This window comes from Flavobacterium oncorhynchi, from assembly GCF_002217355.1.
Lineage (GTDB): Bacteria > Bacteroidota > Bacteroidia > Flavobacteriales > Flavobacteriaceae > Flavobacterium > Flavobacterium oncorhynchi.
On the sequence record NZ_MUHA01000028.1, the window covers coordinates 76,647 to 94,042 of the forward strand.

Annotated in this window: 17 protein-coding genes; 9 read left to right on the forward strand and 8 right to left on the reverse strand. The window is 31.5% G+C overall.

Annotated features, from left to right (window positions below; translation table 11 throughout):
• The first annotated feature begins 65 nt into the window (after positions 1 to 65).
• Entirely contained in the window at positions 66 to 1,103 is a 1,038-nt protein-coding gene (locus B0A75_RS18080; RefSeq protein ID WP_089055667.1) for a carboxypeptidase-like regulatory domain-containing protein, read from the forward strand.
• Between the two features lie 243 nt (positions 1,104 to 1,346).
• Here B0A75_RS18080 and B0A75_RS18085 read toward each other — a convergent pair whose 3' ends face one another.
• The 3 genes from B0A75_RS18085 to B0A75_RS18095 are packed head-to-tail and all read right to left on the reverse strand — an operon-like array spanning position 1,347 to position 3,710.
• On the reverse strand, positions 1,347 to 2,180 hold the full coding sequence (locus B0A75_RS18085; protein ID WP_089055668.1) for an OmpA/MotB family protein: 834 nt from the start codon (positions 2,178 to 2,180) through the stop codon (positions 1,347 to 1,349).
• Between the two features lie 34 nt (positions 2,181 to 2,214).
• Positions 2,215 to 3,234 carry a glycosyltransferase family 2 protein gene (locus B0A75_RS18090; protein ID WP_089055669.1) on the reverse strand — a complete coding sequence of 340 codons (1,020 nt, stop codon included), beginning with the start codon at positions 3,232 to 3,234 and terminating at the stop codon, positions 2,215 to 2,217.
• A gap of 29 nt (positions 3,235 to 3,263) precedes the next feature.
• Positions 3,264 to 3,710: a type I restriction enzyme HsdR N-terminal domain-containing protein gene (locus B0A75_RS18095; protein WP_089055670.1), complete on the reverse strand. Its 447-nt coding sequence runs from the start codon at positions 3,708 to 3,710 to the stop codon at positions 3,264 to 3,266.
• Positions 3,711 to 3,808: 98 nt separating this feature from the next.
• On the opposite strand from B0A75_RS18095, the gene holA reads away from it, so the two are divergent.
• The 3 genes from holA (at position 3,809) to ettA (ending at position 6,816) form a co-directional block, all read left to right on the forward strand.
• Positions 3,809 to 4,813 carry a DNA polymerase III subunit delta gene (gene holA, locus B0A75_RS18100; RefSeq protein ID WP_089055671.1) on the forward strand — a complete coding sequence of 335 codons (1,005 nt, stop codon included), beginning with the start codon at positions 3,809 to 3,811 and terminating at the stop codon, positions 4,811 to 4,813.
• Between the two features lie 66 nt (positions 4,814 to 4,879).
• Positions 4,880 to 5,062 (forward strand): CAL67264 family membrane protein, encoded by a 183-nt coding sequence (locus B0A75_RS18105; protein ID WP_071637907.1) that lies wholly within the window; start codon positions 4,880 to 4,882, stop codon positions 5,060 to 5,062.
• A gap of 62 nt (positions 5,063 to 5,124) precedes the next feature.
• Positions 5,125 to 6,816, forward strand: coding sequence for an energy-dependent translational throttle protein EttA (ettA, locus tag B0A75_RS18110; protein ID WP_089055672.1), 1,692 nt, complete (start codon positions 5,125 to 5,127; stop codon positions 6,814 to 6,816).
• A gap of 80 nt (positions 6,817 to 6,896) precedes the next feature.
• Here ettA and B0A75_RS18115 read toward each other — a convergent pair whose 3' ends face one another.
• Complete coding sequence (locus B0A75_RS18115) at positions 6,897 to 8,156, reverse strand: mechanosensitive ion channel family protein (RefSeq protein WP_089055673.1); 1,260 nt, start codon at positions 8,154 to 8,156, stop codon at positions 6,897 to 6,899.
• A complete protein-coding gene (locus B0A75_RS18120) occupies positions 8,149 to 8,436 on the reverse strand; it encodes a DUF3817 domain-containing protein (RefSeq protein ID WP_089055674.1) in 288 nt (95 codons plus the stop codon). Before B0A75_RS18120 ends, B0A75_RS18115 begins: the two co-directional genes overlap by 8 nt.
• A 104-nt stretch (positions 8,437 to 8,540) precedes the next feature.
• Between B0A75_RS18120 and B0A75_RS18125 the strand changes: the two genes are divergently transcribed.
• The 4 genes from B0A75_RS18125 (at position 8,541) to B0A75_RS18140 (ending at position 13,606) form a co-directional block, all read left to right on the forward strand.
• A complete protein-coding gene (locus tag B0A75_RS18125) occupies positions 8,541 to 9,074 on the forward strand; it encodes a DUF6155 family protein (protein WP_089055675.1) in 534 nt (177 codons plus the stop codon).
• Between the two features lie 109 nt (positions 9,075 to 9,183).
• Positions 9,184 to 10,722: a DEAD/DEAH box helicase gene (locus B0A75_RS18130; RefSeq protein ID WP_089055676.1), complete on the forward strand. Its 1,539-nt coding sequence runs from the start codon at positions 9,184 to 9,186 to the stop codon at positions 10,720 to 10,722.
• Between the two features lie 205 nt (positions 10,723 to 10,927).
• Entirely contained in the window at positions 10,928 to 12,262 is a 1,335-nt protein-coding gene (locus B0A75_RS18135) for a DEAD/DEAH box helicase (RefSeq protein ID WP_089055677.1), read from the forward strand.
• A gap of 84 nt (positions 12,263 to 12,346) precedes the next feature.
• Entirely contained in the window at positions 12,347 to 13,606 is a 1,260-nt protein-coding gene (locus B0A75_RS18140; RefSeq protein ID WP_089055678.1) for an NAD(P)/FAD-dependent oxidoreductase, read from the forward strand.
• A gap of 139 nt (positions 13,607 to 13,745) precedes the next feature.
• Here B0A75_RS18140 and B0A75_RS18145 read toward each other — a convergent pair whose 3' ends face one another.
• Positions 13,746 to 14,975, reverse strand: coding sequence for a multidrug effflux MFS transporter (locus B0A75_RS18145; RefSeq protein WP_089055749.1), 1,230 nt, complete (start codon positions 14,973 to 14,975; stop codon positions 13,746 to 13,748).
• A gap of 117 nt (positions 14,976 to 15,092) precedes the next feature.
• On the opposite strand from B0A75_RS18145, the gene B0A75_RS18150 reads away from it, so the two are divergent.
• The gene (locus B0A75_RS18150; RefSeq protein WP_089055679.1) at positions 15,093 to 15,515 is read left to right on the forward strand and encodes a hypothetical protein; all 423 of its coding nucleotides are present in this window, start codon (positions 15,093 to 15,095) and stop codon (positions 15,513 to 15,515) included.
• A 751-nt stretch (positions 15,516 to 16,266) separates the two neighbouring features.
• On the opposite strand, the gene B0A75_RS18160 is transcribed toward B0A75_RS18150, so the two are convergent.
• Both B0A75_RS18160 and B0A75_RS18165 read right to left on the reverse strand, forming a co-directional pair.
• A complete protein-coding gene (locus tag B0A75_RS18160) occupies positions 16,267 to 16,779 on the reverse strand; it encodes a hypothetical protein (RefSeq protein ID WP_089055681.1) in 513 nt (170 codons plus the stop codon).
• Between the two features lie 16 nt (positions 16,780 to 16,795).
• Entirely contained in the window at positions 16,796 to 17,368 is a 573-nt protein-coding gene (locus tag B0A75_RS18165) for a hypothetical protein (RefSeq protein WP_089055682.1), read from the reverse strand.
• Between the last annotated feature and the right edge of the window lie 28 nt (positions 17,369 to 17,396).

Below are 17,396 nucleotides of genomic sequence, written 5' to 3' on the forward strand. Positions count from 1 at the left end.
TCTTTAGGTTATTGTAAAAATTTGTGGTTAATTAGCTTGTAATTTAACTAAACCATTTCTGTTTTATGAAAAATCTTTGTTTGCTTTTCTTTTTATTTTTTACTGTTACTCTTTTTTCGCAAAACATTCTGAAAGGAAAAATTTCTAACAAGGACAATGTTCCGCTCGATGGTGTCAATATTTATTTAGACGGAACGACTATTTCTACTATTTCTGATGCTAATGGAAATTTTGCCATAAAATACGAACCTAATGCAAATAATATTGTTGTGATAAGTTCTATGGGATATCAAACTGAATATCTTACAGGTTTAGATGTCTCGAAGCCGCTGAATGTTGTTATGACAGTTTCAAAAAATGAACTCAAAGAAGTTGTTATTACTAAAAATGAATTGTTTACAAGAGCACAAAAATTAAAATTATTCAGAGAGTATTTTTTAGGAAAAACAGCAAATGGAAAATCATCAATAATACAAAATGAAGGTGATCTTCAGTTTAAATATGATAAGGATAATTTAGTTTTTACTGCCACTTCAAATAAACCTTTGATTATTGTAAATGCATTTTTAGGCTATAAAATAGATTTTGAGTTGGTTGTGTTTGAAATTGCATTTAATAAATTGAGTATAAACTCAAAAGATGTTATAAAGAATTTTTATGGCGGAGTAAGTAAATTTGAAGAAATTGATAACTCGGCTGCAATTTTAGAACGAAGAGAGAAGACGTTTCAAGGATCTCAAATTCAGTTTTTTAGAAACTTTGCTAAAAAAGAGTGGGGAATCAAAAAGTTTATTTTATTGAATGATGATCAGAGTGTCGATCCACTTAAAAGATTTAAAATCATTGAAGAGGAAGATTATGTAAAAGTAGAAATACTTCCGCAGCCAAAAGGCGAAGTTAAAAACGATAATTTAAAAGATGTTGTAGCTTCTTATAATATTGCTTACAATAGACATGAAGAATCTAAAATTACTTTTCAAACAGATAGTTTTTATATTTATAAATACGGAAATAACTCTAATATCGAAAGTATACTGTTTTCAGGAAAAATTTCTGAGAAAAAAGTAGGAGATATGCTGCCTTTAAATTATGGTATAAAATAAGTTTTATATTTTTTTATTATCTTGTGCAAAGAAATGTGAAGAGGGGTATTTGTAAAAAAAAACTTAAATACTATAAAAGTTTAAAATAAATAACTAACTTTAATAAAGTTATTATTTAGTTAGTTAATTTAAAAATAATGCTATTCTTGATTTATATTTAATTGGTTATTAAAAAAATTAGGGATACATAAAAGCAGGTCAATTGACCTGCTTTTTCTGTATAATAAAGTATGTTACTTTAAATTATTTTGCTTGCTTTTTCATTTCTTTTTCAATCATGTCATAGAACTGATCGATTTTTGGCATAACAACAATACGAGTTCTTCTGTTACGAGCTCTGTCATCTGGAGTATCATTAGCTACTAATGGTACATAAGAACTTCTACCAGCTGCGATTAATTTTGCAGGGTTAACACCAAGGTCATTTGTTAATACACGTACAATAGAAGTTGAACGTTTAACACTTAAATCCCAGTTGTCTAACAAGATTCCGTTGCTTTTGTATGGTACATTATCTGTATGACCTTCAACCATACATTCAAAATCAGGTTTATCGTTTACTACTTTTGCAACTTTAGCTAAAACACCTTTAGCTTTGTCAGTTACATCATAGCTACCACTTTTGAATAATAATTTATCTGCGATAGAAATAAATACAACTCCTTTTTCTACGTTGATTTCGATATCTGGATCATTGATTCCAACTGCACCTTTCAAGCTTGTAACTAAAGCTAAAGTTACACTGTCTTTTTTAGTAAGTGCATCTTGAAGTCTAGAGATTTTTAAATCTTTTTCTTTCAAGCTTTCTAAAGATTTTTCAAGGTTTTCAGCTCCTTTGGTAGTTAAAACAGTTAAGTCTTTAGAAGTACTGATTAAATCTTGATTGTGTTGTTTATAGCTGTCTGCTGTAGCAGCCAATGCAGCTTTTTCAGTCAAACAAGTATTTAACTTAACAGTACAAGAGTTTAATAAGTCTTGAGTTTCTTTGTTCTTAGCTTCTAATGCTGCGTATTGCTTTTTCGATACACACGAAGTTAAGGCCATTAATACTGATAGTGCGATAACTATTTTTCTCATAGGTATTATATTTAATTAAACGTTGATTACAAATTTAGTTTTTAATATTTTGATTACTGTTAAAGATTTCTTTAAAAACCAGTAATTTCTTTATGTAATACAAGTAAACGATACTTTTTACGGTATAGTATTGTTGTATTTGAAAATCTTTGCGGTGTCTTAGATACTTTAAAGATATGCAATAAAATGAAAAATGTGCTTTTACAATGGCGAAAGTATGTTTGAACTTACCTTGTGTAAGAAAACGAATACCCGCAATTCCGTCTAAAACCATTCTAAAGAAAATCACAAAAAACAATCCTTTTTTAGGCAGGTTTTTAACCAGCATTAATAGGGAATTTCTAAAATTCAAGAAAGTTTTTTTCGGATTTCCTTGCTGTAATGTAGCACCTCCAACGTGATACACTACAGATTTTGAATTGTACTTTATTACATGTCCTTCATTTGCGGCGCGCCAGCATAAGTCGATTTCTTCTTGATGAGCGAAAAATGTCTCGTCAAAACCGCCTAATTCGTGGTAAACTTTCTTTCTTATAAAAAAACAAGCACCTGAAGCCCAGAATAATTCGCAATTGTCATCGTATTGACCATTGTCTTTTTCTATTGTATCAAAAATTCTTCCTCTGCAAAAAGGAAAACCATATTTATCAATAAAGCCTCCAGCTGCTCCTGCATATTCAAAGTATTCTTTGTTCTTGAAATCAAGAATTTTAGGCTGAATTATGGCTGTTTGCTTTTCTTTCTCAAAAGTATCAACTATTGGCTGCAGCCAGTTCTCGGTTACTTCAATATCAGAATTTACTAATGCATAAATTTCTGCATCTATATGCTGAAGCGCATCATTGTAACCCTTTGCAAAACCATGGTTGCCGTTATTTTGTACAATCTTTATCGTTGGGAAATTTTTCTTTACGAAATCAATAGAATCATCCGTCGAAGCATTATCTGCTACATATATAGAGGCCTCTTCTGAATACTGTAAAATAGACGGTAAAAATTGCTCTAACAATTTTACTCCGTTCCAGTTTAAAATGACAACAGCTATTTTATCCAAAAGTAATTTTTATTTATTTTAATATTATTTTATTCGCCGTAATTAGGCAGACCTCTTAAAAACTGATATTTTTCATTTTCAAAATCCATTTGACAATAAAAATGACTCAGTCCATTTGTTACATTCAAAAACCGTGCCTGCATTGTCATATTGTAACGTGCAATTTGATCAAAAGTTGTTTGTGATATCTTAACCTCTGGAGCTTTGCACTCTACTAATATATGTATAGTTCCGTCTGAATTAAAAACGACTACATCATATCTTTTTCGCAAACCATTGACTGTTAAAACTTTCTCTACATTTATAAGTGATTTTGGATATTTTTTCTCGTTCATTAAATAATGAACTACATGCTGACGAACCCATTCTTCTGGAGTAAGAATGATAAATTTTTTCCTGATTTCATCAAAAATAGACACTTTATTTTCGCTATTTTTGAATCGGAAAGTGTAAGAAGGGAAATTTAGCTTTAACATAAAGCAAAAATATAAAATAGTTTCAGGTTTCAAATTTAAAGTTGCAAGTTATTGAGACGGGAAATTTGAAGCTTGAAACTTGAAATAAAAAATATTGAATGGACGAAGTTATAAAAATTGTTAATGATATCAAGGCGGGAAATATAAAACCTATTTACTTTTTAATGGGTGAAGAACCTTATTATATAGATAAGCTGTCTGAATATATAGAACAAAATGTACTGGCTGAAGAAGAGAGAGGATTTAATCAAACTGTTTTATATGGAAGAGATGTTTCTGTAGAAGATATTGTTTCAACGGCCAAGCGCTATCCTATGATGGCTGATCGTCAGGTTGTTATTGTAAAAGAAGCACAAGATTTATCACGAACAATTGACAAAATAGAAGCGTATGTTAATAATCCGATGGAAACTACGGTTTTGGTTTTTTGTTATAAGTACAAAACTCTTGATAAGCGAAAAAAAGTGACTAAACTCTTAGCTCAAAACGGAATTGTTTTCGAGAGTAAAAAATTATACGAAAATCAAGTTGGAGATTGGATAAAACGTATTCTTGCGGGGAAAAAATACACTATTGATCCAAAAGCAAATGCAATGCTTGTTGAGTTTTTAGGAACTGATTTGAGTAAAATCAATAATGAGTTAGAAAAACTGCAGATTATTTTGCCGCAAGGAACTATGATTACGCCGCAGCATATTGAAGAGAATATTGGTTTTAGTAAAGATTATAATGTTTTTGAACTTCGTAAAGCAATTGGAGAACGTAATCAGTTAAAAGCCTATAAAATTGCTGAAAATTTTGCGCACAATCCAAAAGAATATCCATTAGTTATGACCACAGGATTGGTTTTTGGATTTTTTATTCAGCTTTTAAAATACCACGGACTTAAAGATAAAAATCCTAAAAATGTTGCTGCGGCGATTGGTGTAAATCCTTATTTTTTAAAAGAATATGATTTGGCTGTAAAAAATTATCCAATGCGAAAAGTAAGTCAAATTGTTGGTGCATTACGTGATATTGATGTAAAAAGTAAAGGGGTTGGAGCGAATGCTTTACCACAGTCGGATTTGCTAAAAGAAATGCTGTATAAAATATTTAATTAAGCCGTTAAAATTCACGATATTTGCCTTTCTAAAAAAAATACTACTTAAAATAATAATTACACAATTATGGGAATGAATAAAAATACCGTTTTAGGATGGGCTACTTTTATAATGGTACTTATGGGATTGTTGCTTATAGGTCTTGGAGCTTTTAGATACAGAGATGTTTCTGGCTGGGGGTTTGCTGCAGCAGGTGTTGGTTTTTTTGCTAATGCTTGGGTTTTTAATGCATTAAAAGGCAGAGTTTAAGAGTATTTGCAATATAATTGCTGTTTAAAATCATAGAAAATAAATAATTAAAAATAAATAGAATGTCAGACGATAAGAAAGTAATTTTCTCAATGCAGAAATTGAGTAAAACCTATCAAGGAGCAGACAAACCGGTACTTAAGAATATTTATTTAAGTTTCTTTTACGGAGCTAAAATTGGTATTTTAGGACTTAACGGTTCTGGAAAATCTTCTCTTTTAAAAATTATTGCTGGAGTTGATAAAAACTATCAAGGAGATGTAGTTTTTCAGCCTGGCTACACAGTAGGTTATTTAGAACAAGAACCAATTCTTGATGACTCTAAAACGGTTATCGAAATTGTTCGTGAAGGAGCGGCTGAAACTATGGCTGTTCTAGAAGAATACAATCAAATTAATGATTTATTTGGTCTTGAAGAGAACTACTCAGATCCAGATAAAATGGATAAATTGATGGATCGTCAGGCAGCTTTACAAGATAAAATTGATGCTCTTGGTGCTTGGGAAATCGATACTAAATTAGAAATCGCAATGGATGCGCTGCGTACACCGGAAGGTGATACACCAATTAAAAACCTTTCTGGAGGTGAGCGTCGTCGTGTAGCTTTATGTCGTTTGTTGTTGCAGCAGCCAGATGTATTGCTTTTAGATGAGCCTACCAACCACCTTGATGCTGAATCTGTACTTTGGTTAGAGCAGCATTTAGCACAGTATTCAGGAACTGTTATTGCGGTAACGCACGACCGTTATTTCCTTGATAATGTTGCTGGTTGGATTCTTGAGTTGGATAGAGGAGAAGGTATTCCATGGAAAGGAAATTATTCTTCTTGGTTAGATCAAAAATCAAACCGTATGGCTCAGGAAGAAAAAGTAGCTTCAAAACGCAGAAAAACGTTAGAGCGTGAGTTAGAATGGGTTCGTCAAGGTGCAAAAGGCCGTCAAACCAAACAAAAAGCACGTTTACAGAATTACGATAAATTATTAAATGAAGACCAAAAACAATTGGATGAAAACTTGGAAATCTACATTCCAAATGGTCCGCGTTTAGGTACAAATGTTATCGAAGCCAAGAATGTTGCCAAAGCTTTTGGAGATAAATTATTATACGATAATTTGAACTTTACTTTGCCGCAAGCTGGTATTGTTGGAATTATTGGACCAAACGGTGCTGGTAAATCGACCATTTTTAAAATGATCATGGGAGAACAAGCAACAGACAGCGGGGAATTTTCTGTTGGAGATACTGTAAAAATCGCTTATGTAGATCAATCTCACTCAAACATAGATCCGAATAAATCTATTTGGGAGAACTTTGCTGATGGTCAGGAATTGATTATGATGGGCGGAAAGCAGGTTAATTCAAGAGCTTATTTATCTCGTTTCAATTTTGGTGGAGGTGAACAAAATAAAAAAGTTTCAATGTTATCAGGTGGTGAGCGTAACCGTTTGCACTTAGCAATGACTTTGAAAGAAGAAGGAAACGTGCTTTTACTGGATGAGCCAACGAATGACTTGGATGTGAATACACTTCGTGCTCTAGAAGAAGGTTTAGAGAATTTTGCTGGTTGTGCGGTAATTATTTCGCACGACAGATGGTTCTTAGACAGAATTTGTACACACATTTTAGCTTTTGAAGGAGATTCAGAAGTCTATTTCTTCGAAGGAAGTTTCTCTGATTATGAAGAAAATAAAAAGAAACGTCTTGGCGGTGATTTAACTCCAAAACGTTTGAAATACAGAAAATTAATTAGATAATAATTAATTCTAAGAATGTAAAAAGCCTCAAGTTCAATTGAATTTGAGGCTTTTTTTAATGTCTAATTTTTATAAGTAAACTATCTGTCTAAATGACCAATCTGCGACGGCAGTTCAAATATTTCAAGATCAAAATAAATAACTGAAGCCATTATGTGGTCAAAAATATCAGACATAATATACTCATAGTTTGCCCAGCGTTTATCACTCGAAAACGCATAGATTTCTAATGGCACGCCATGAGCACTAGATTGCAATTGTCTACACATAATATGCATGTCCTTATTCAATCCCGGATGTGTTACAAGGTATTGCATAATATATTTTCTAAACAACCCTAAGTTTGTCATATTACGACCGTTAAGGGCAAGAGATTTATCTATTTCTCGAAGATCATTATACTTTTCAATTTCAGCTTGCCTTGTTTCGATATAAGAACTTATCAGCTGTACTTTTTTCATATGATTTAGATCATCATTATTCAAAAAGCGAATGCTGCTGCTTTTTATCAAAACGTGTCTTTTTATACGTCTTCCGTCAGATTTTTGCATTCCGCGCCAGTTTTGAAAAGAATCAGAACTCAAAGCATACGTTGGAATCGTTGTTATCGTATTGTCAAAATTTCGAACTTTTACAGTTGTCAAATTAATTTCGATAACATCACCATCGGCACCAAATTTGTCCATTGTAATCCAGTCACCAATACGAACCATGTCGTTAATAGCAACCTGAACACTTGAAACAAATCCTAAAATTGTATCTCTAAAAATTAAAATAATAATTGCCGAAAGTGTTCCTAGAATAGTTAGCAATTCACCTTTCTTAATTCCGAATAAAGTCGAAATAATCATGGCAACACCAAAAATCCAAAGCACGATCATAATAACCTGAACAAAACTGTCAATTGGTTTGTCGCTGTATTCTGGTTTTTGCTTTAAATAATCACGTAGCGCATTAAAAATAGTTCTAATGATCCATAAACTAATCAAAACAATATAAATTCCGACTATTTTTCCAAACATCAATTCCCAATACTCATATTTATCTAGAATAATTGGAACAGCTTTATAAATAAAGAAAAACGGAATTAAATAGGCGGTGTATTTGGTTGTTTTATTGTGAATTAAATAATCATCAAATTTTGTTTTTGTACGCTGTGCAAAAACTGCCGTTAAGGTAACTAGAACAAATTTTGCGGCATAATAAATGGCATAAGCCAAAGCTATCAGAACGACAATATTAAAAATCAGGCTGATGTACGACGCAACATTGCGGTTCATCCCCCAATCTCTAAAAAGCGGATATAAAAAATTAAATATTTTATCCAAAAATTTATGCATTACTTTCTAAATACTTTTTCTCAATATAGAATGTTCCAAAAGGAATTAATGATGCAACAAGAATAATTAAAAAGGTTTTAAAATCCCAATTTTGAGATTTTCTCAATAATACTGCTAATATAATGTAACCAATAAATAAAACACCGTGTGTCATTCCTAACGGGCGTAATAAAGTATGATATAGTTCTGGGTTGTTAGTTTTAATAAAAAGCATATTAGCAAACAATACTAAATAAGAGATTCCCTCTAAAATCGCAGTAACTTTAAAAATCTTGAGCATATATCTGTTTTTTTGAAATTATAGCAGCAAAATTAAGGATTCTGGTTGGTTTTTGGGTTATGTATCAATAAAGTAATTTACTTTTACAATCTTAAACTTTGATAATGAGCAAGCGTGATTTAAAAAAATATTTAACCGAATTGAGTAAAGAACAACTTGAGGAGCAGCTTATGGAGCTTTACGAAAAATTCAGTCCCGTAAAAGTGTATTATGATTTTGTTTTTAACCCAAAGGAAGACAAACTTTTACAAGAATCTAAGGTTAAGATTTCGCAAGAATATTTTCCTGTAAAAAAGGCAGGTACAAAACGGTATCCAAAAGCAAAAATGCGTCGTTCTGTAGCTCAAAAAATTATAAAACATTTTATCATGCTGGGAGTAGATCCATTTATTACAGCCGATATAATGTTGTATAATATCGAAATTGCACAAACTTATTCTTCTCAAAATTTTGTAAAGCAAGAATTGTTTTACAAAAGCATATTAAATTCATTTGAACAAGCAGTTAACTTTATAATTTCAAATGGAATTTTAGCAGAATTTAAAACAAGAATTGAAGGAATAAATGAAATAGTTTTAGAACAAAAATGGAGAAATAAGTACGATTTTGAAGCTATTTTAGACAAATTAAGCCTTTAAAATGCATTCCCATAAAAAATCTTATTTATAAAAAAACATTTATTTTAGGTTAAAATAAGATGAATAACTGTTTTTTCGGTGTATTTTTGCAAAAATCCAAAAATAAACAATGTCTCAAAACACTTTAGAAATAGAAAGAGAAGAGAAAAAAGAACTTTATGCATACCAAAAAGGCGATATCGATGCCATTTTTGAACGTCTAGATAATGCTCCTTCAAAACATCATTTATTATATCAATTGCCTACTGGCGGTGGGAAAACTGTGATTTTTTCTGAAATCGTTCGTCGCTATTTATCTAATAATGATAAAAAAGTAGTGGTACTAACACACCGTATTGAACTTTGTAAACAAACCTCAAAAATGTTGAAAGGTTTTGGTGTAAGCAATAAAATCATTAACAGTAAAGTAAAAGAACTTCCTGACCAAAACGATTTTTCATGTTTTGTGGCGATGGTCGAAACTTTAAAAAACCGTATCAACGATGAAAAACTGCATCTTGATAATATTGGTTTGGTTATTATTGACGAAGCGCATTATAACTCATTTAGAAAATTATTAAACTCATTTAAAAATGCTTTTATTCTTGGAGTAACTGCAACACCTTTGAGTTCGAATATAAAATTACCAATGCATCAAAGTTATGATGAACTTATTGTAGGTGATACTATTGGTTCATTGATTGATCAAGGATTTTTGGCTAGAGCAACAACTTATAGTTATGATGTTGGTTTAACTTCGCTTAAAGTTGGTATAAATGGTGATTATACCGTAAAATCATCTGATGATTTATATACTAATACTTTAATGCAGGAGAAGTTACTGCATGCTTACACTGAACGCTCTTTAGGTAAAAAAACGTTGATTTTTAATAACGGTATCCATACTTCTTTATATGTATATGAAACTTTTAGAGAAGCAGGATATGATATTAGACACCTAGACAACACGAGCAGTTCTGAAGAACGTAAAGATATTTTGCAGTGGTTCAAGAAAACTCCAGATGCGATTTTAACTTCGGTTGGAATTTTGACAACTGGATTTGATGAACCTACAGTTGAAACTATTATTCTAAACAGAGCAACAAAATCATTAACTTTATATTATCAGATGATTGGTCGTGGTTCTCGTAAATTACCTGGTAAAGATGAATTTACGGTTATTGATTTAGGTAACAATGCAGCTCGTTTTGGATTATGGAGCGAACCAGTAAACTGGCAGCACATTTTCAAATCTCCAGAATTTTATCTTGAAAATCTAAGAGACGATACTGAGATTGAAATGTTTTTTAAATACACCATGCCACCTGAGTTAAGAGCAAAATTCAGCAAAACAGCTGAAGTTACTTTTGATGTGGATGAAGAACATAAATTGGCGATAAAACAAAATTTACGTTCTAAAATTGTATTAGACAAATCATTAGATCAGCATGCAGCAATGTGTGTCGATAATACAGAAACACTTCAAGAAGCAAAATCATTGTCTAAAGAATTAGATGACGATATTGAGTGTCGTATTAAGCGTTATGCAAAATGTTTAAGCCAATGCAGTAAAAACTACCGCGAATGGCTTCTTGATGATTACAAGCAGAGATTGACCTTATTAGTAGGTAAAAAATATCGTGAAAAAATCATGAACGAACCAGATTGATAATTTGAAGTTCTATTTGTTTCAGATTTCATGTTTCAAGTTATTGGAATCTAAACAAAATAATGATCTTAAAAGGAGAAATCACATTTCAGAGTAATTCATTCTATTGTGATTTCTCCTTTTCGAATTAATAAAACTTATTTTTAAGTTTTGAAAGTAACCTGAAACTTGAAACAAATAAAAACAAAACAAACAAAGATAAATCATGTCTAAACAATTCTCAACATTAGGTCTATCAGCACCAATTTTAAAAGCTTTAGGCGAATTAAACATTGTTGAACCTACAGAAATACAACAAAAAACAATTCCACTTTTATTGACTGAAACCCATGATGTTGTAGGTTTAGCCAAAACAGGAACCGGAAAAACTGCTGCTTTCGGATTGCCTTTATTACAATTAATTGATACTGAATTACCAGTTGTTCAAGCTGTTATTCTGGTACCGACAAGAGAGCTTGGTCATCAGATTTTTAGAAATTTAGAAGATTTCTCAAAACATATTCCAAATATTTCAATTGCTGCAACTTGCGGTGGAATCCCTATAAAACCTCAAATCGAGCGTCTTACTTCGCCAACACATATTGTTGTGGCAACACCTGGACGTCTAATTGATTTAATTCAAAGAAAAGCAGTTGATTTAAAACAAACTCAATATTTAGTTTTGGATGAAGCCGATGAAATGGTTTCGATTCTAAAAGAAAGTTTAGATGAAATCGTTGCTGAACTTCCTAAAAAACACCGTACTTTATTATTTTCAGCTACTTTACCGGGAACAATTAAGCAATTGATTCAGAATTACTTAAATAAAAATGTAGTTCAGGTAAGTGCTAGTATGGAAGTAATTGGAAACCAAGGTATTGATCATGAATATATTGTAGTAGATCCAATTGAAAAATTAGATGTTTTGATGCATTTTCTTAATTCAAAAGATGGTGAACGTGGTATTATCTTCTGTAAAACTAAAGCTGCCGTCAATAAATTAGCTAAAAATCTGGCTATAAATCGTTTCTCTTCTGGAGCAATTCACGGGAGTTTATCGCAGGGAATTCGTGACAGAATTATGGAGCAGTTTCGTGAAGGACATATCAATATATTAGTAGCGACTGATTTAGCTGCGAGAGGAATTGATGTAAAAGAGATTTCTTATGTTGTAAATTACCATTTGCCAGATGCTTACGAAACGTATGTTCATAGAAGCGGAAGAACAGCGAGAGCAGGAGCAAAGGGACTTTCTTTAACCGTTTTGCAGGAAGAAGAAGTTTCAGAAATTGCCGATTTCGAAAGAGAATTGGGATTAAAGTTTTCTGAGTTTAAAAAGCCTTCGGCATTAAGTATTGAAGAAAATAATACACTTTTATGGGCAAAACAGATCTTCAAAACGAAACCTAATCATGATATTTCAGATGATTTAAAAACAAAAGTTAAAACGGTTTTTCATCATCTTACAAAAGATGAATTGATAGAAAAGTTGTTAGCCAATTATGTCCTTCAAAACAAAATCGATGTAGTTGAAAAACCTGTTAAAAAATTCAAAAAGTAACAAGCATGACATTTATCATTGCATATTAAAGTTGTATATTTATAAGGTATTATTCTATAATCCTACTTAATAACAACATATAATATGAAGATAGTCATCATAGGAGGTGGTTTTGCAGGAATCAATCTAGCAAAGGAACTTGTAAACCACCCTCAAATACAGGTTACTCTTGTAGATAAAAACAATTATAACTTTTTTCCACCGCTTATATATCAAGTTGCTACAGCTTTTTTAGAACCTTCAAGCATTAGTTATCCTTTTAGAAAATTTTTTGCAGGAAAGAAAAACCTGCAGTTCCGTTTAGGCGAATTACTTTCAGTAGTGCCTGCTGAAAATAAAATTATCCTTAATAACGGTGAATTGACCTACGATCATTTGGTTTTTGCAACTGGAGCTGAAACAAGCTACTTTGGAATGGAGAATGTAATGAAAAACGCTATTCCGATGAAAACCTTAAATGATGCCATCGAAATGCGTAATACACTGCTTAAAAATCTTGAAAAAGCTGCAATTACAAAAGATATTCGCAAACGTCGTAAATTATTAACTATTGTTGTTGCAGGTGGCGGACCAACAGGAGTAGAAGTATCTGGGATGTTTGCTGAAATGCGAAAAAATATTCTGCTAAAAGAATATCCCGAACTAGAAACATCTGCCAGCAATGTTTATTTAGTCGATGGGGGAGACGCTCTCCTTTCGCCAATGAGTAAAGCTTCGCAAAAAGATACTTTAGAGGCGCTTACAAATTTAGGAGTTGTTGTAAAATTGCACACAAGAGTAACGGATTATGTTGATGATACTGTCTTTTTCGAAAACGGAGAAAAGATTCAAACCAAAAACTTAATTTGGGCAGCTGGAGTTTCTGCAAAGCTTTTTGACGGAATTCCACAAGAAAGCTACGGGCGAGGCAGACGTATGGCAACAAATGAATACAATAAAGTAAACGGTTTTGAAAATATTTATGCAATTGGTGATACCGCAATTTTAGCTGGAGATAAAAACTTTCCTGACGGGCACCCGCAAGTTGCTCAAGTTGCTATACAACAAGGATTAAACCTAGCTAAAAACTTTAAAGCAATAGCACAGAACAAACCTTTAAAAGCATTTGCTTATATAGACAAAGGATCAATGGCGATTATTGGAAAAAATAAAGCAGTAGTAGATTTACCAAGTCCTAAATGGCATTTTAAAGGATTTTTTGCTTGGGTAATTTGGTTGTTTATTCACTTAATTTCCTTAATTACATATAGAAATAGATTGAATACTTTCTGGAATTGGATGGTTGCTTATTTTGCAAGGGATCAGTCACTTAGAATGATTATTAGACCTGATAAAAGATCTTAAAAAGTAAATATAATTTCAATATTAAAAATTCCAAATTCCAGAACTGGAACGAGCATAAAAAAAACAGAATCTTTTTAGATTCTGTTTTTTTTTATAAGTAAACGAAATTTTTGGAATTTAAGTATTGGAATTTAAAAAGTTAGTGCCCAATCACCACATCATCATTTCCAGATAATTCTACTTTATGTTTAATAAAGCGCTTTCCAATATTTAGAACAATAAAAGCTGTTATTGTTGTTGTAGTCATAATAGCAACCATTGGTGCAATAGAATCTTTTACAAAAACACCAATCGCAAATGATGCAAAAGCACCAATTCCTAATTGAATTGCGCCCATTAATGCAGAAGCACTTCCAGTATTTTTTGCAAACGGAGCTAAAGTTAAACCAGCTGTATTTGGATTTGAAATTCCTAAACAAGCCAAGAATAAAAACAACATTCCAATAGTTTCATATAATCCTAAAAGATTATTTAAAGATAAGATTAGAAAAACAATGCTCACTACAGATTGTGAAATCAAAGCGCCATATATCATTTGTTCGCTCGAAAAGCGTTTCAATAAAATAGAATTTAATTGACTAGAACCAATAAAACTTACAGACATAAATGCAAAAATCCAACCATAAGTTTTAGCATCGACATGGTAAATATCCATAAAAATAATAGGAGAGGCTGCTACATACGAAAATAATCCAGAAAAAGCGATTGCTCCAGTAAAAGCATAAGTATAAAACTGTGGTTCTTTTAATACTTTCAGAAAATTGGTAATAATAGGTTTTGGTTTTAAAGATATTGACGGATCTGGTTTATAGGTGTTTGGCAGGCCAATTTGCGAAGCAGTCAAAATAAAAATCCCCATAAACATTAAAATCAAAAATACGGTATGCCAGCCAAAATCCTCAGTAACATATCCACCAACTGTTGGTGCTAACATTGGCGAAAGCCCAACGACAAGCATTAATAACGAAAAAACTTTAGGAATATCTTTAACCGGAAATAAATCTCTAACCATTGCAACTGATGCAACTGTGGCAGCACAACTTCCAATAGCTTGAACAAAACGTAAGAATATAAACGAATCAATATTAGTCACATATATACAGCCTAATGAGGCTAAAATATAGACTAATAAACCAATAAATAATGGTTTTTTTCGTCCAAATCTATCCAATAATGGCCCGTAAAGCAATTGCCCAGCTGAAATTCCAACAAAATAACTAGACAAACTCATAGAAACTTTTGCAACAGTTGTGTTCAAATCTTTTGCAATATCAGAGAAGCCTGGTAAATACATATCGATTGAAAACGGACCGAGTGCAGTTAAAGAACCTAAAATAAGTATGAGTTTAATATATTTTTTTGTAGTCATTTTTTGAAATAAAAGGCGTTTAATTTTTTGCAAAGGTAAAGATTTCATATCTTGTAATAGAATTAAACACATTTATATCTAAAACAAAACATTATTAATCCTAAAAATTAAGTAATTATGAAGAAGTATATTTTGTTGTTATCGTTAGCTTTTACAGCTGTTTCATTTGCACAAACAATTACATCAAAAAAAGAAGATGTGAGTATTGAACAGTACGAATTATTAAAAAAAGTAAATCAGTATTATCCTGATATCACATTAAACAAGACAATTACAAATTTTTACGCTGACGGAAATATAATCGATTCTCAGCAAGAATTTGACGTAAGTTCGTCAAAATTTTCAAGCTATAAAATTGGTATTGAACCGGGAAATAAAAAATTATCATTTGAATATGTTTCTGACGAAACTGGAAAAGTTTACGGTGATGTTTCAATTTTTAAAGGAAATGCTTTAAGAACAACTTTTTCAGAAAAGAATAACGAAATAAACGTTTCTTTAAATGGCAAGTCAGTTTATCTGAAGAAATTAAAACAATAAACAATATTAGTAAAAAGCATCACAATTGTGGTGCTTTTTAGATTATCAGCCGTTCTACGGTTGATTTATTAGTTATATGCAATTTGAACTATAATTTATAGTATGTAGCTTTGAATTCGATTTTTTTTGTATATTTGTCATATGAATTTATCAATGAGAGCCGAGCTGTTCCACCAGCGTTTGAGGCTCTTTTTTTATTTTATAAAATGAACTAAATATTTTTTGTACATTAGTACTGTTTCATGGAAAGGGCTAACTGTACTATTTTTTTAGTCGTTAGCTCTTTTTTAATACTTACCACCCTTGTTTTATTCTTCCTCGAATAACGAAATTAGGCCTAGAATCTATGAAATCGCCATTTTTATAATAGCATAGAACCGCCCTAGAACGTCTCACATACACTAAAATATAATCCCAAGGAATAGCTTCTTTAGTCAGCCATTGCGTGTAACTATATACTGAGTGTACATATTCGGTAAAAAGTCTCTTTTCTTGATTGTGATATACTGTAATTGAGTAATCATTCTTGTTTTTAAAATCTTCCATCTACAAAATAGGGGTAAGAGATAAAAAAAAAATTACAGTTGTAGAAAAAAAAGATAGTACAGCATACACCGCACTATCTTTCATATAGTTGAATGATTGTTCCATATACTTGAATTTATCGCCGAGAGAAGTATTCCACTACTTATTATCTCTCCTTGAAGTTTTGCCAAATATACATATAATTTTTATTTTATCTGTTAAAATTTTATTCAGCAGGGTAATGTTCCAAAGCGTTACTGAACAATTCTCTTTCAGGGTCATAAAGCTTTACCCAATAGCGTGTATCTGCAGGGATATCTGCTCTATTATAAAATCTCTGAATAGGAGTAAATGCAGGGATTAAAGTGTAAGTTCCATTTTCCGTAGTTGACCAATAAACCTGAACACCTGCAGGATAAGACCACTCACACCAACTAGTAAACATTTGACTTAAAACCAATCGTGCGTTTATATCGATTTGACAAAGAGGGTTCAAATAAGTATTTTGTTTTCTGTAATCTCCCTCTTTTATTAACGAAACATCATTAAACTGAGATTGAATAATTAATCTTTCAATATCAGTAAAATCAATACATTTATGCGGTTCTTTTATGAAGTTAATATCTTTTCGAAGATCACAAAAAATTAGATCTTCAGGAACTAAAATTGGAACGTCTAAGCTATCCGCTTTTATCGTTCCTAATTGTAAATTTCTATTTAAATAATATAAAGTGTACATAATTCAGTTTTTTGTTTTAAAGCCAGTTATAGCCTTTTGATTTGTAAAATCTAGCTAACTCATTGTATTGCTGTTTTGATAGATATCTCATAATATCGTTACGCAAATTCTTAGATTTAGTAGCCGTTCTATAATAAACATCTTCCAATATTGGAAAAGTTCCAAGATGCTTTTTTAAGTACTTAATTGCACTTTCTTCATCTTCCACCCATGCATTAATATTATATAAATCAACTGAGCCGCCTAATAAAACGTGATTATCATCGACATTTGTACCGAAAGCTTCGGCAATTTTAAAAGCTGATGCGACTATTGTATCCATCGTTTTAGCTGCAATAGTTGGATATTTCTTTTTTATATCTACAACTTTTTGCTTGACAATAATAGGGTCTGCCTTTGCATTTTCGTTTGAGTTCCGTATTTTCTCAGCTTCTAGATTTGCATCTTTTACCGTTTCAATACCTCTTTTTAAATACTTGTATGCGTATGGAAATACAAGAAAAAGAACTATTAAAAAAATCCCGTACTTCTTAAAGAACGGGATTATTTTCGTATTTAAGAAGCTAGGTTTGTTTCTAGCGTTTCTCATTGTTTTGCTTGATTTTAGTGTAAATAAA